Annotated in this window: 17 protein-coding genes and 1 tRNA gene; 11 read left to right on the top strand and 7 right to left on the bottom strand. The window is 67.6% G+C overall.

Annotation, left to right across the window (positions count from 1 at the left end; genetic code table 11):
- Positions 1-7 precede the first annotated feature (7 nt).
- On the bottom strand, positions 8-574 hold the full coding sequence (locus tag VM938_03075; protein HVF74007.1) for a hypothetical protein: 567 nt from the start codon (positions 572-574) through the stop codon (positions 8-10).
- Positions 575-612: 38 nt separating this feature from the next.
- On the opposite strand from VM938_03075, the gene VM938_03080 reads away from it, so the two are divergent.
- Positions 613-1,344: an inositol monophosphatase family protein gene (locus VM938_03080; GenBank protein HVF74008.1), complete on the top strand. Its 732-nt coding sequence runs from the start codon at positions 613-615 to the stop codon at positions 1,342-1,344.
- Positions 1,345-1,737: 393 nt separating this feature from the next.
- On the top strand, positions 1,738-2,055 hold the full coding sequence (locus VM938_03085) for a WhiB family transcriptional regulator (GenBank protein ID HVF74009.1): 318 nt from the start codon (positions 1,738-1,740) through the stop codon (positions 2,053-2,055).
- Here VM938_03085 and VM938_03090 read toward each other — a convergent pair.
- Entirely contained in the window at positions 2,034-3,023 is a 990-nt protein-coding gene (locus tag VM938_03090) for a sigma-70 family RNA polymerase sigma factor (protein ID HVF74010.1), read from the bottom strand. The genes VM938_03085 and VM938_03090 overlap by 22 nt on opposite strands.
- Before the next feature lie 321 nt (positions 3,024-3,344).
- Here VM938_03090 and VM938_03095 point away from each other — a divergent pair, with 321 nt between their 5' ends.
- The 3 genes from VM938_03095 to VM938_03105 all read left to right on the top strand — a co-directional run bounded on the left by VM938_03095 (position 3,345) and on the right by VM938_03105 (position 4,851).
- Positions 3,345-3,578 carry a hypothetical protein gene (locus VM938_03095; GenBank protein HVF74011.1) on the top strand — a complete coding sequence of 78 codons (234 nt, stop codon included), beginning with the start codon at positions 3,345-3,347 and terminating at the stop codon, positions 3,576-3,578.
- 52 nt (positions 3,579-3,630) lie between these two features.
- Positions 3,631-3,704, top strand: a tRNA-Val gene (locus VM938_03100).
- Positions 3,705-3,816: 112 nt separating this feature from the next.
- Positions 3,817-4,851 carry a hypothetical protein gene (locus VM938_03105; GenBank protein ID HVF74012.1) on the top strand — a complete coding sequence of 345 codons (1,035 nt, stop codon included), beginning with the start codon at positions 3,817-3,819 and terminating at the stop codon, positions 4,849-4,851.
- A 416-nt stretch (positions 4,852-5,267) separates the two neighbouring features.
- On the opposite strand, the gene VM938_03110 is transcribed toward VM938_03105, so the two are convergent.
- From VM938_03110 to VM938_03130, 5 genes are all read right to left on the bottom strand, one after another.
- On the bottom strand, positions 5,268-5,498 hold the full coding sequence (locus tag VM938_03110) for a hypothetical protein (protein ID HVF74013.1): 231 nt from the start codon (positions 5,496-5,498) through the stop codon (positions 5,268-5,270).
- A gap of 549 nt (positions 5,499-6,047) precedes the next feature.
- Positions 6,048-6,278 carry a hypothetical protein gene (locus VM938_03115; GenBank protein HVF74014.1) on the bottom strand — a complete coding sequence of 77 codons (231 nt, stop codon included), beginning with the start codon at positions 6,276-6,278 and terminating at the stop codon, positions 6,048-6,050.
- On the bottom strand, positions 6,275-6,568 hold the full coding sequence (locus tag VM938_03120; GenBank protein HVF74015.1) for a hypothetical protein: 294 nt from the start codon (positions 6,566-6,568) through the stop codon (positions 6,275-6,277). Before VM938_03120 ends, VM938_03115 begins: the two co-directional genes overlap by 4 nt.
- A 243-nt stretch (positions 6,569-6,811) precedes the next feature.
- Positions 6,812-7,570, bottom strand: coding sequence for a fatty acid desaturase (locus VM938_03125; protein ID HVF74016.1), 759 nt, complete (start codon positions 7,568-7,570; stop codon positions 6,812-6,814).
- A gap of 55 nt (positions 7,571-7,625) precedes the next feature.
- Complete coding sequence (locus tag VM938_03130) at positions 7,626-8,369, bottom strand: hypothetical protein (GenBank protein ID HVF74017.1); 744 nt, start codon at positions 8,367-8,369, stop codon at positions 7,626-7,628.
- Positions 8,370-9,049: 680 nt separating this feature from the next.
- Here VM938_03130 and VM938_03135 point away from each other — a divergent pair.
- The 6 genes from VM938_03135 (at position 9,050) to VM938_03160 (ending at position 12,344) form a co-directional block, all read left to right on the top strand.
- Positions 9,050-9,976, top strand: a complete 927-nt coding sequence (locus tag VM938_03135) for a DUF3800 domain-containing protein (GenBank protein ID HVF74018.1) — start codon at positions 9,050-9,052, stop codon at positions 9,974-9,976.
- Between the two features lie 125 nt (positions 9,977-10,101).
- Entirely contained in the window at positions 10,102-10,281 is a 180-nt protein-coding gene (locus VM938_03140; protein ID HVF74019.1) for a hypothetical protein, read from the top strand.
- 239 nt (positions 10,282-10,520) lie between these two features.
- On the top strand, positions 10,521-10,736 hold the full coding sequence (locus VM938_03145; protein HVF74020.1) for a hypothetical protein: 216 nt from the start codon (positions 10,521-10,523) through the stop codon (positions 10,734-10,736).
- A gap of 29 nt (positions 10,737-10,765) precedes the next feature.
- Positions 10,766-11,047, top strand: coding sequence for a CopG family transcriptional regulator (locus tag VM938_03150; GenBank protein ID HVF74021.1), 282 nt, complete (start codon positions 10,766-10,768; stop codon positions 11,045-11,047).
- 173 nt (positions 11,048-11,220) lie between these two features.
- The gene (locus VM938_03155; protein ID HVF74022.1) at positions 11,221-11,796 is read left to right on the top strand and encodes a helix-turn-helix transcriptional regulator; all 576 of its coding nucleotides are present in this window, start codon (positions 11,221-11,223) and stop codon (positions 11,794-11,796) included.
- Positions 11,793-12,344 carry a hypothetical protein gene (locus VM938_03160; GenBank protein ID HVF74023.1) on the top strand — a complete coding sequence of 184 codons (552 nt, stop codon included), beginning with the start codon at positions 11,793-11,795 and terminating at the stop codon, positions 12,342-12,344. Before VM938_03155 ends, VM938_03160 begins: the two co-directional genes overlap by 4 nt.
- Positions 12,345-13,017: the final 673 nt, after the last annotated feature.

The following is a 13,017-nucleotide window of genomic DNA, read 5'->3' on the forward strand; positions in this document are numbered from 1 at the left end:
ACCTGAGTCAGCTGGCGTCGCCCAACCACCCCGGCGCCCGTTCGAGCAGGTGTTGGCTCACGGCCAGGCAGCGGTCGAGGGTGTCGCACAGGAGTTCCTCGCCCGCCAGCACGTGGGCCAGCGACACCCGTTGGCGGGCGATGATGGTGAGGCTGCGCTCGGGGGCGTCGGTGGCCGAGGGGAACGAGTCGATGGCCGACACTTCGAGGGGCAGGTCGACGCCGCCCACGGCTGCCAGGTCGAGGTGGACCTGCAGCAGGTCGGGGCCGAGCGGCAGCGGCGGCAGCGCCCACGTGAAGGTGAGGGGGAAGTGGAACTCGTCGGGCGGTTCGTCGTCTTCGGGCAGCGCCATCACCACGTCCTCGAACGACAGCAGCACGCGTGGGTCGACTTCGAGGGCGAGGTGGAGGTCGAGCGGGCCGCCACAGCCTTCCTCGGGGTGGAGGTCGACCTCCCAGGCTTGGCGCAACGAGTAGGTCTCCACGAAGTGCCGTTCGTCGTGCACGTGGAACCCGTGGTCGCTCGCATGCACCTTTAGATCGGCCACGTAGCCGGCGACGTCGATGACTGCCATCGACCGCAACTCTACGACCAGCGGTAGCGTCGGCACCCGTGCTCGACGTCCTCGACGAAGCCGCCGCCGCTGTCGCGCGGATGCTGGGCGGCCTCGACGACTGGGGACTGGCAGGCACCCGCGAAGGCCAGTACCGCAGCGACCTGGCGGCCGACGAGGCGGTGCTGGCGGTGTTGGACGCCGCGGGCTTCGGGGTGTTGAGCGAAGAGTCGGGGTTGCACGAGCCGGCGCGTGACGTGCTTGTGGTGGTCGACCCGGTGGACGGGTCGACCAACGCATGGCGGGGGATCCCGTGGTTCGCCACGTCGTTGTGCGCCGTGGATGCCGACGGGCCCGCGGCTGCCCTGGTGGTGAACCTGGCGTCGGGCACGCGGTTCTCGGCGGTGCGAGGCGAGGGCGCGTTCCGCGACGGCGTGCGCGTGCGGCCGTCGGGCTGCTCGTCGTTGGGCGAGGCTGTTGTCGGGTTGTCGGGGTACCCGTCGGCGCCGCTCGGGTGGCGCCAGTTCCGCGCACTGGGCGCCGCGGCCCTCGACCTGTGCGCGGTGGCGTGCGGGTGGCTCGACGGCTACGTCGACTGCTCGGTCGACGCCCACGGCGTGTGGGACTACCTCGGCGGGCTGCTGGTGTGCCAGGAAGCGGGGGCGTTCGTGGCGGAGGCCTTCGACCGTGACCTGGTGGTGCGTGACCCGGCGCTGCGACGGACGCCCTTGGCGGCGGGGAGCGAGCCACTGCTGGCGGAGATCGTGGCCGCCCGCAGAAATCTCGTTTAATTCGGTTGACGCCTCCGGGCAGTCGTGATCGGATAACCAAGCCGGAGGAGTTCCCTCAGGCGGCGACGCGAGGACGGATCGAGATGGCAGGCATTCGCTGGCAGACCGGAGAGCCCCAGGGCTACGCCGGCACCAGCGCGTCCGCGCGTCGGTCCGGCGTCCCGGCCTTTGGCACCGACCATGTGGTGGTTCGCGACTGCGCCGCCAACGCCATGGTCCTCACTGCCAAGGCCACGGCACTGCGGCCCCTGGGCTTCGGAGGTTCGACCGGGTAACCGGCACCAACCTTCGAGCAAGGCCCAGAGGCCGTCGGGATATCCCGGCGGCCTTTCTGTTTTTCAGGTTCGGCGGAGGACGACACGAGTTTCGAACGAGAGTGAAGGGAAGGGCGACATGTTCGCCGAGTTGGTTGCAGAGGCAGTCCGAACAACCGAAGAGGCCGCAGAGGTCGACTGGGCGCAGGCGCGCTGCCGTGACGGGGCCGCCACCATGTTGAGCCTGTTCTTCTCCGAGCAGCTTGACGACATCGCGCGGGCCAAGGCCATCTGCGGCAAGTGCCCCGTGATCGACGCCTGCTTCGAGGGCGCCGTGGCTCGTCGTGAGCCGTGGGGTGTGTGGGGTGGCCAGCTGTTCGCCAACGGGCGGGTGCTCGCCTTCAAGCGGCCGCGAGGGCGACCCCCGAAGAACCGTCAGGCCCAGCTGACCGCCTGATCAACGTCCCCCCGGAGAGGTGCCTGCCGGGCCCCGTCGTTCCCCACGAGCGCACGGAGGCCCGGCGGGCTGGTGGGGTGGCGGAGCTTGGTGAGCGCCTTTGCCTCGATCTGGCGGATGCGCTCACGGGTGACGCGGAAGTGACGGCCGACTTGTTCGAGGGTGCACGGCTCGCTGCCTTCGAGGCCGAAGCGCAGGCGCAGCACCTCTTGCTCGCGGGCGGTGAGGCGGCCGACCGCGTGTTGCACCGAGTCCTGGGCCATGGCCGCCACTGCCGACTCGAAGGGGCTGTCGGCACCGGCGTCGCCGGTGGCGGGCACGAGGTCGGCGAGCTCGCCGTCGTCGTCGTCGCCCACGGGCAGGTGTAGGGAGATGGGGTCGGGGATGAGGGCGCGGGCGTCCTTGACGGTCTCGGCGGGCAGGCCGGTGATGGCGGCCACTGCTTCGTGGCTGGGGTCGCCGTCGCCCCGGTCAGTGAGGTGAGCGACGGCCTTGTTGACCTTGCGGGCGGTGTCGAGCATGTGTACCGGCACGCGGATGGTGCGGGCTTTGTCGGCGATGGCCCGGCTGATGGCCTGGCGGATCCACCACGTGGCGTAGGTGGAGAACTTGCAGCCTCGTTCGTGCTCGAACTTCTCGACGGCGCGGATGAGGCCGAGGTTGCCCTCTTGGACGAGGTCGAGGAGGGGGAGGCCGACGGAGTGGTAGCGCTTGGCGATGGAGACCACGAGGCGGAGGTTGGCCTGGATGAAGCGCTGCTTGGCCGCTTTGCCCGCGGCCACGGCGGCGGTGCGCTCCGGAGTCGGGTCGGCGCCGGCGTCGAGTTCGGCCTGAGCAGTGGCGCCGACGTGGATGGCTTCGGCCAGCTGGACCTCGTCGGCCCCCGTGAGGAGGGGGTAGACGCCGATCTCCCGGAGGTAGCGGCGGACCAAGTCGTCCGCGGTGTCGGTGTCGCTCCGCCCTGCCATGCGCGTGCTCCTCATGGAACGTGTCGTGCTCGTGGAACGTGGGTGCCCCCGACCCCTACCGTGGCCGCATGAGCGAGGGTACTGGTCGGCCGGCCGCGATCGTGGTATCCGCCTGCCTGCTCGGGGTGCCGAGGAACCACGTTGGGAAGGGGCGCCCGTCTGGGGCTGTCGCGGTGGCCGCGCTGCGGGCTGCGGGGTGCGAGTGCGGTCCGACGAGGATGTGGAAGGCGGGGTGGCAGGCCAGGAACGCTCAGGTTCGGCGCGAAGCGGCCGAAAAATGAACGAGGGGCGTCCGGGGAGGGACAACACGTGTCAGATGCAATGAGCTTTACCGTTCTCGTGTGCGTGGCCGCCATGGGGCTGCTCCACTTGGCTGTGCATGCCGAGGCGCGAGAGCACGCCATCGCCTCGTCGATCGTGGCCGCCGTGGCGTTGCCGCTCGCACTGGTGCGACCCGAGGTGGCCGTGCTGCTCTTCCTGGTCGCCGTCGGCAGCCGCCGCCTCCGCAACCCCGCCGTGCCCGACCGAGTGCCTGCGGAGTGGGCCGACCGGTAGCCCGCTCAACTGGAGCGACGCCGCCCGAGCCGTGCGAAGATGACGGGCTTCCGGGCGTTTAGCTCAGTTGGCTAGAGCACTTCCCTTACAAGGAAGGGGTCGGGGGTTCGAGTCCCTCAACGCCCACCGAGCCTGTCATTGTACGAACCGGGCTTTCCCCGGCTTCGGTGCTGACAGGCAGCCCCGGCAGCACGCGGAACGTCGGCAGGATCAGGTCTTTCCGCTCGACGCGTAGCTCGTGCACGAACGCCTGGGCGACGGCCTTGCGCAGTTCCAGCGGCCCGCCCTTGCTCACGACGACGAGCTCTTCGTGCACGGCGGCGATCGTCTCGACGTCGGGCAGCGCTCCGGCGTGCTGCTCGGCCTCGGCGTCGGCCAGCAGTTGGACGTGGCGGGCGCGCAGCACCTCGGCGCGCTCGGTCAGCCCGCGCACGCGGCCGGCGAAGGCGTCGGCGGTGAGCGACCCTTCCTCGAACGCCGCCATCCAGCGCTCGACGGCGGCCTCGACCTTGCGCAACTCGGCCGCGACGGCGGCCGCATCGGCCTCGTGTCGCGCCGTTGTCATGGTCGTGTGACGCTTCTGTCGCGCTGCGGCGTCGAGAAGGGCGGTCGGCTCGGCGTAGAGGTCGACCAGCGCGTCGAGAACGGCACGCTCCAAGGCGTCGGCGCGCACGGACTCGGCCTCGCACGCCTGCCGGCCGCTGCGGTTGCGGCTCCAGCAGGTGTAGTACCGGTAGCGCTCGGAGCGGCCGCGGGCCGACACGCCGACGTATCGCTGGGCACAGCGGCCGCAGCGGACGAGCCCGGTCAACAGGTACTCGCGGTCCCGCGCCCGGAACCGGCGGTCGTAATTCTCGCCTCGGGTTGCGAGCGTGGCCTGCACCCGGTCGAACACCGTCGGGTCGAGGAAGGGGTGCTCGGCGCTTCGGTGCCAGGTGCCCCGGAAGAACACCTCGCCGACATAGGCGCGGTTGCGGAGCATCTCCAGCAGCACCTGGCGGCTCCACAGCTTGCCGGTTCGGGTGCGCAGCCCCGCCTCGTTCAACTCGCTGGCCAGCGCGGTGCAGCCGACGACGCCCTCGGCGTAGCGACTGAAGACCCGCTCGACCGTCGTGAACTCCTCGGGCACCGTTGCGAGCCGCCCGTCGTCGTCGAGGCGGAGGCCGTAGGGGAGCCGCCCTCCGGGCCAGCCGCCGCGGGCCGCCTTGCGCTCCATGCCGTTGACGACGCGGTCGATGATCGTGGCCCGCTCGAACTCGGCGAAGACGCCTAGCAGTTGCACGAGCATCCGGCCCGTCGCCGTCGAGGTGTCGATGGGCTCGGTGGCCGAGCGGAAGGCGACGCCGGCGGTCTCCAGCTCCTCCAGCAGGTGCACGAGCACCTTGAGCGACCGGGCGAAGCGGTCCACCCGGTAGACCAGCAGCACGTCGAAGCGGCCGAGCTTGGCGTCGCGCACGGCGCGGTCGAGTTCGGGGCGGCTGGCCTTGGCCCCGCTCACCTGGTCCTCGTAGGTGGCGGTGTGGACCCAGCCGGGCTGGGTGGGCACGAACGCCTCCAGCTTGAGCCGCTGGGCCTCCAGCGAGAACGGCTGGTGCTCCTCGTCGGTGGAGATGCGCAGGTACAACGCCACTCGCACGCTGCGTGCGGGCGTGGTGGCGTCGCTCTTGCGCTTGGGCTGTGCGGTCCGGGTCATGCCGCGGCTCCTTCGCTGTCGTGGGTGGTCGGGTCCGCCGACAAGCACACGTCGTCTCCACGCCCCCCTTCAAGCACCGCCCGCCGCCGGCGTGCGTGGGCGAGCAGCGCCGCCATGGCAGCCACGGCGGCTTCGCGCTGCTCGGGCGTCATCGGCACGTAGCGGGCCACTGCGAGCCGCAGATCGGCGTCGGCGGCGGCTTGGTCGTCGGGTCGGGTCCTCGGCATCGGCGCTCCCAGGTCGAGTAGTTGCCTCCACCGGAAAAGACGCGGAAAACCTCGATTCGCGGGTCGGTTCCTCCAGATTTCGCGGATTTCTCCCCGGCCGAGGCGACCTAGGACGCCTGCAGTCCTACGGAGTCCGGGTTCTCGCCTCCCAGGGTTGCAGTGTGGCGACCAGCGCCGTCGCCGCACCGACGCCGTTGCCGGCCTTCTCGCGCACAACCCGGTCGCCGGCCCGGTTCCCAGCCCGGCCTCCCACCCGGTTGCCCGCGTCGTTCTGTGAGGCCCCGAGTGGAGTCCTTTTCACGCATCGGTCCGTGCGGAGGGGAGGACATAGGACGTTCGAGTCCTATGGAGTCGGGTTCCCGCCATCCCCACCCTGCGAGGCCGTGACCAGCGTCTTGGCGGTGTCGCGGGTGGCATTGGGGGGCTTCTCGCATCCCCCCGGAGATCCCCCCTGACTTCCCCCCGGAGATCCCCCCGGATTTCACCCCCCTCTTTCAGCCTGGCGCGGGTGGAGAGGGACCGCCGAAGCGGTCCCTCTCCGGAACGCCATCAAGCAGCGGCGTCCTCGGACTGGAAGACGTCGTACCAGTCCGGCCAGACCTCGACCGGGTGCAGTCCGAGCGCCACGGCCACCGCGTCGGCCGTCGTGGCAGGCAGTCCCCGGCTGCGCCACTTGCTCACCTGGGCGCGCTCACGGCCGAGCGCCCGGGCGAGTCCGCTGACGCCGCCGTAGCGGCCCACCAGCGGCTCCAGGGACAGTCGCGGAGCCGCGGCCGTCATGCGGCTTCCTCGGCGTCGCAAGTGCCGCCGAGCGCCCCGGCCAGCGCCTCGGTCATGCGCTCCACCAGGGCGTGCAGTACCCCCAGGCCGCACCGGACCGCGGCACGGTCGAGCGCAGGGCCGTCGAGGTGCGGCCCCACCTCGCCGTCGAAATCCCGCGCCAGCTCGCACGCCTCTGTGGCGAAGGCGAGCACCCGGCTCTCGAGTTCCAGGCCCTCCTCGGTCAGCACGGCGACGCGGTCGCACAGTGCCGAGGACGGCAGTTCGGACGATGACGTAGCTTCGGCCATGTCGGTTCCTCCAATACAGGAATCGGCCGGGCCGGGGGCTGTTGACGCAGCGCCCCGGCCACCAGATTGTTGGTAGGCGGCCCAAGGGGCGCATCACCGGTCCGGGGCTGCGACTGACCGGCACGGGGATGTGGTACAGCCCCTTCGTCCGCAGATGCAAGCAGTGGGCGCTGTTACCTCTACCGCAGCGCGAGGCCCATAGGGTTCGTCCACTGTCAGCCCAGGTGTCGACGCGCAAGCGACCTACTGAACTTGTGGCACCGACCGATCGGTCTGGCGATCTCGCGAAGTCAGAAGTGGGAGCGCGGACCAATGTGCAGACGGATACCTATGGTGTGCCGAGTGGTAGCCAATATTGAAGGCGATCCATCGGTTGAGGAAGCCATAGTTATCGTTAGCGATGTCGCCTTCTTCGAAAGAACGGCCATCATGGTGCAGCCAGTTAGCGACAGCCGTGCCCAGCCAGAGAAGTACCCACGGCACCAGAAAAAAGATCACGAATTCGGCCGTTCGGTAAGTGGCTAGCGCAACGGCGAATATGGCAAGTACGGCGACGCTCCCGAGGAAGATCGTCTGGCGTTCCCGCTTCGACCAGACGATCGGCACGCCTCGACGCCACGCCCTGCCAGGGAACGTGGCGACGTAGACTACAAAATGAACGGGGCGATCAGGGAAACGAGCGCCCTTATACGCGAACGGACTCGTCCAGTCGCCCGGACCGTTGTCATAGCGGTGATGAGTCTCAACGTGGTGAGCTCTATACAGATCCACCGGAACCGCCGTCGAGAGCGTCAAGACCATTTCGAAGAGGTTGCTGCATACCCGTCCGTCGAACACGGACTTGTGAGCCTGGTTGTGCTCCGCGAGGTGTGCCCACCGGCCAGCGAACAGAATGAGCGCCAGCCAGCCGACATGGGCGCCAGAAAGATAAAGCGACAGTTGCAGGAGCAGCACACCGCATCCCACAGCAACGACGGCGGCATCTGCGCGTCGGCGATTCATCCGCGGCTCAGGTCTGCTTCCAACGTGTCGCCCTGTTCACTACACATCCGATCCGTCATTGGACCAACAGCAGGGCAGCGACGATCGAGCCAGCGAGGGCTACCGCCACGAACGCCCACGGGTGGCCACGCACCGTCAAGTACGCCCTGTGAGTCAGGGAGCCTACTCGGCGGGCAGAGAGAGTAATCGCGTCAGCAAGCGTCTGTTCCCTCGCCCGCGCGACGAAGTAGACGCTGATGAACGCGATAAGCGCAGTCGTCGACCAGTACACCCATGGCGCTACGTCACCCGGGAGAGCGGTCGCCTGGTCTGTCTCCGATAGAAGCCAGCCAAAGAACCCGAGGCCGCCGATGAGGTTGAGCCATGGCGTCAATGCACCCGTCATGATGTAAGGACTCAGGGCTATTACAGCCACGAGGAGAGTTGCGAACGGGCTCGACGTCGCACCGCCAGTCTGCTGCACGAGGATCCCCAAGGCTCCATAGTTTCCGAGAGTGATCGCCCACAACGCGACCACTCCGCCTCGCTGACCGGCCGTCGAGGGACGTCTCCCAAAGATCGTCGCGCCGAGTCGGGCCAACCGAGCTCCGACCAGAAGGACCCCGAACTCGATAGTAAAAAATTCGCGGGACGGATACTTGGTGTCATTATCGACGTCCGAAAAGCCGTAAGCCATGCACATCGACACAACGACGACGATGGCGATCGTGGCGACAGTGATCGCTTCCGCTTTCTCCTTGTCACTTAGGTTCGGCGTTCGCGCATCAGCTTCAAGCGGTTGCGTCACGAGGCCGGGCACCCCCTCGCTACAGCGGAGGAGAGCAGCGTTGTCAACGCGATGTGCGCTCGTGGCCGCAATCGGCGCGTTGCGACATCTTTCGAGCGGCCCCACTTCACCCCTGTGAGCCTCATGATCGCGTGGTCCCCCCGGAGCAACACGGAGAAATCATGTGGGATCCGTTGGTGTGGTGCAAGTCTCGAAGGCCCCAGCTATGACTAGCGAGGCGATTTCGAGGAGCAATAAGTCACTCGCGCGGCGTCAAGGGCGGACGGGGTGATTCGAGGGCCCAGCCCTGGGCTCTTTCGTCATAGGTCGCCGTGAACGGTCCTTCGTCGTGCTTGCCCGCCGGGTCGGTACTCCTTTGGTGACTACTGAAGAAGCACTTGCCGAGCGCCTTCCTCGCCGTCGACGCGATCATGCCGTAGGCACCCGTAGGAGCGCCGGGCCTGTCACGAGTGCCGCTTGGTTCGTCCAATGACAACCCAGGTCCACAGAGAAACGGCCCGGCCGGGGTGTGTTCGTGCACGGTCTCGGCCGCACGTCGTCGCTGTCGCTTGACCAGCTACCGCGCTTTCACGGCGCAGTGGCGGAGACGCGCGCATGCCGCGACACCCGACCCGGACCAACGCAGTCACCGGGTCGAGATCGGACCGAGCGGACTGGGTCCTGCGCTGGTCTGACTCACGTACGCTCTCCGAATGGCGTACCTCCTGTTCGTAGACGAGTCGGGCCAGGACCAGGGGGCGTCTCCGTACGAAGTGCTCGCAGGTATCGCCGTTCGAGATAGCGACCTGTGGCCGCTCATCAAGGAGGTAGGGCGACTTGAGCAACACCACTTCGGTGGTCGTTATAGCGGTGGCGGTCGTGAGCTCAAGGCGAAGAATCTCCTCAAGAAAAAGGCGTACAGGCAAGCGGCATCTCATGACCCTATCGATGAGGACGAGCGACAGCGCCTAGCGAGGGCGTGCCTCGACCGCGGCGACGGCGCCGGTCCCAGGATGCAGGCCGCTCTAGCGCAGGCGAAGATCGCGTTCGTTGAAGCGGTTCTCCAGGCGTGTGCGGAATCCCGCGCCCGCGTCTTCGCAACGATGGTTCCCCAGAGCGCGCCTCGACCGACGGGTACGGCGCTGCGCAAGGACTACGCGTACCTCTTCGAGCGCTTTTCCTACTTCCTCGAGGATGATGCCGGCGGGGACCACCAGGGGATCGTGGTCTTCGATGAGCTTGAGCGGTCGCGAAGCCACCTGCTCTTGGATCAAATGCACAAGTACTTCATCGAGACCCAAAAGGGTCAGCGCCGAGCAGCCTGGATCATCCCACAACCCTTCTTCGTGCATAGCGATCTCACGACGGGTGTTCAGCTGGCCGATCTCATCGCTTACATCGTCAGTTGGAACTTCAGGTACATCCAGACCCCCCTGCCAGCCCGGGGCGAACTGGACCCGTTGGGTCGCATCGTTGCCGACATGCGCTATCGCGCTGTTCGCGATCAGGATGGCCGCCCAGGCTTCAACATCTGGAGCATCACCAAGATCGACGACCTTCGACCGCGCAGCGAGCGTGAGCCGAAACAAGAAAAGGCAATGCCGACCGACGGCCGGCAAAGCCTCCGCTTGCAATCCTAGGGATTTTCGTTACTCCTGGCAAGCGCCTCGGTCGCCTCGGGATCGCTGCTCTGGAGGGGGCTGGCGTTGAACTCACGGCGGACGTCCTCGATCGGATGGCGGCGGACGCAGAGCGAGGGCTGGACGTGACGAAGCTCCGCCGGCGGCCCGGTCGCCCAGCGATGGGCGAGGGACCGGCCGACACGCTCCCCATCCGGCTCGACCCAGCCCTGCGCAAGGCGGTCGACGACAGGGCAGCCTCGGACCACACCACGGCGTCCGAGGTCGTTCGCAAGGCGTTGCGCCGCCTCCTCAAGGTCAGTTGACGGGCACGCGCACCGACGTCACCGGTCGCCGTCCCCCGATCGAAGGACAGCATTCGGTTCGCTGAGCGTGATCGCCGGCCCGGTGACGAGCGGCCAGCGGGTGTTAGTACAAAGACAAGCCAAGTCCACTGGCAGCCTGACCAGCATCTTCGTGGCAGTCGGGCAGTCTGTACTAACACTCCCCTGGGCTTCTCGGCGTGCCCTCCGGCACGCGGAGTTTCGCGATACGATATTCGTACGTGGACTTCTACGCCTCCGCACGCAAGCACGGCATCGCCGAAGACGACGCGATCTACGCCGTCGAGCATGCGCTCGTCGCGGCCGAGGACGACGAGGGCAAGTGTCTCTACCTCGGCCCCGACCGAGCCGGGAACGTGCTCGAAGTCGTCTCGGTGCTGCGCGTGGACGGCACCGAGGTGGTGATCCACGTAGATGCGGATGCGCCGCATCTATGAGTCGTGGCTCCGCGACGTTGGAGAGGCCGATGAGTGAAAAGCGAAAGACCTATGGGCGCTCGAAGACGGGCGTCGAGCTCACGGAGGAAGTCCTCGACCGGATGGCGGCTGAGGCGGAGGAGGGCCTCGATGTGACCCGGCTGCGGCGGCGGCCGGGGAGGCCTGCCATGGGCGACGGGCCGGCAGACACCCTGCCCGTCCGACTCGACCCAGCGCTTCGAAAGGCCGTCGACGAGCGGGCGTCAAGCGAGAAGACGACGGCGTCGGAGGTCGTGCGCGAGGCGCTGCGCCGTTACCTCAAGGTCAGCTGAACGGCGTCACCGGTCGCCGTCCCCGTCCCGAAGTGCGGTGTTCGGGGCGCTGAGTTCGACCGCTGGCCCGCCCACGAGCGGCCACCGGGTCTTAGTACATAGACAAGCCAAGTCCACGAAATCGCTCGGTGTCGTTTCGTCCGCGCAACTGTGTTGCATATATGCTATGAGGGGTGAGTTCGCCCTCCGCTCTCGTCCGTGAAGCCCGGATCGCAGCCGGGCTGTCCCGTCGTGCCCTCGCGCTGCGAGCAGGTGTTCCGACGTCGACTGTGTCCCGCATCGAGGACGACGACGTCGACCCGACGTTCACGATGCTCGAACGCGTTCTCGCCGCGGCCGGACGGCAGATGGGGATCTCTGCCACGGCTCTCGACCGCGATCGCACGCTCGCCGGTCTCGTGGACATCTACGACGTTTTGCTCCCGGGCACGGGGATCGACTGGACGCGCCTGCGGGGGTTCATCGACTGGATCCGGCTCCACCCCGACCAAGCCGAGGCTGCAATCTCCACGCCACCGCCGCGCACCGGCCCGTTCGTCGCCGCGCTTCTCGCCGCCGTGGCGGATCAGGTCGCACACGACGCAGGCGTCGCATCGCCTCGGTGGACCCGGTCGGTCCCACCACTCCGCGAGGAATGGGTGCCTCCCGGCACCCCGCGGATGGTCGCTGCCGCACGCCGACGAACGTCCGAGCCCTTCAGGCGCCGCAACATCGTCCTCGCTGTCGACGACCTCTGGCGCGCCGCGTGAGTGTCGGCGTCCTCTCCGGCGAAGACATCCTCGGCCTGCTGGATGCAGTCGCCCATCGGCTCGAGAAGTCCCCCGGTGGCGAGCCTGCGACCATCGTCGTGGTCGGTGGCTCATTCATGGCCTTGCACGGGCTTCGGGCGGGGACCGCCGACGTCGACACGATCACGCGCATCGACGACCGGTTGCGCAAGGTCATTGAGGACATCGCGGCCGAGCGCGATCTGCGTCCGGACTGGCTTAACGATCGCTCGGCAGCGTTTGCGCCTATCGGCCTCGACGTCATGAGCTGTACCACGCTGTTCGAGCGCAGGTCTCTCATCGTCCTTGGCCCGCCCGCCCACTTCGTGTTCCTGATGAAACTCTTTGCGGCGCGATCGGTCGACTACGACGACATGGTCGCCCTTTGGCCGGTGTGCTCGTTCGGGTCCGCGGCCGACGCCGTCAGCCGCTTCTATGCCGCGTACCCTCACGTCGAGCGCGACCCGCACCTCGTCGACTTCGTCCAGGGCATCGCATCGCAGAGCGGTGGCAGGCCGTCACCCGAGTGAGAGTGGCGGCGCGGCGAGCAGTGGAACGCGGTTCGTGCAATGACAACCCAGGTCCACTAGTCCATCCGGTCTCCTCGGACGGGGCTTCAGGCTGCGGCCGGTCGAGGATGTCCTGTAGCTCCTCACGGCGACGCGCGCAGACCTGCCCTTGGGTATGGAGCCAACTGTCTGCAGACGCTCCACGGTGCGTGGTGGAGCTACTACTGCGGGTCAACGACGTACGCCACGCCTCCGTCCACGACGTCGGACCAACGGATCGAACCTGCCTTCACCAGTGACGACATCGTGGGTCCGGCCATGGACTTCGAGACCACCTTTCACAACTACTCGTGCTCACTTCGATGCTGCTGGCGACTGTCGGCTGGTTGGCCAACCACGAGCCGCACCCTCGCCCTCATACACGGTCGTCGCATGAGGGAGACGGGAAGCCACTTGCGGGTGCTTGGCGCCGCCTACGACGAGAGTTTCTGGGTTCGACGTTGTTTTCGGCCACAGCCGCACGTTGTCCATGTGAGAAAACCGGGAGGACAACAACCCCCTCCGCACGAATGACTCGGGAAACGGAGGAACGAAGGTCCGGGGGGTTCGGTGCCGCAAGGCTGCTTCATTGCGTACCTCGCGTTCTGGGCCACTCGTGCCAAATGAAAGAAAGAGAAACGCGATGAAAATGACG

The organism is Acidimicrobiales bacterium, assembly GCA_035536915.1.
GTDB lineage: Bacteria > Actinomycetota > Acidimicrobiia > Acidimicrobiales > JAHWLA01 > JAHWLA01.